Consider the following 566-nt stretch of genomic DNA (forward strand, 5'->3'; position numbering starts at 1 on the left):
GCATCGCCCGACGGGCGGCGGCTGTACGTCACCGTGGGCTCCAACAGCAACGTCGGCGAAAACGGCCTCGAGATCGAGGAGGGCCGCGCCGCGATCTGGGAGGTGGACCCCGCCGCGGCCACGAAACGGCTCTTCGCCACCGGCCTGCGCAACCCGAACGGCATGGCGTGGGAACCCGCCACCGGGGTGCTGTGGACCGTCGCCAACGAACGCGACGAGATCGGCAGCGACCTCGTGCCCGACTACCTCACCTCCGTGCGCGATGGCGGCTTCTACGGCTGGCCGTACAGCTACTACGGCCAGCACGTCGACGAACGGGTGTCGCCGCAGCGCCCCGAACTCGTGGCGAAGGCGCTCGTGCCCGACTACGCGCTGGGCGCCCACACCGCATCGCTGGGCCTCGCCTGGTCGGACGGCCGCGCGCTCCCGCCGCTCGGCACGGGCATGGTCGTCGGGCAGCACGGCTCGTGGAACCGCAAGCCCCACAGCGGCTACAAGGTGATCCTCGTGCCGTTCGACGGCGGCCGTCCTGCGGGCGATCCGCGCGACGTGCTGACGGGCTTCCT

Annotated in this window: 1 protein-coding gene; it reads left to right on the plus strand. The window is 71.9% G+C overall.

Annotation, left to right across the window (positions count from 1 at the left end; all coding sequences use genetic code 11):
• On the plus strand, positions 1-566 hold a 566-nt coding region (locus tag QQK16_RS21135; protein WP_284198462.1), incomplete at both ends, for a PQQ-dependent sugar dehydrogenase.

Origin of the sequence: Chitinimonas prasina (assembly GCF_030160395.1) — a bacterium.
In the GTDB taxonomy this organism is placed as follows: Bacteria; Pseudomonadota; Gammaproteobacteria; order Burkholderiales; family Chitinimonadaceae; genus Chitinimonas; species Chitinimonas prasina.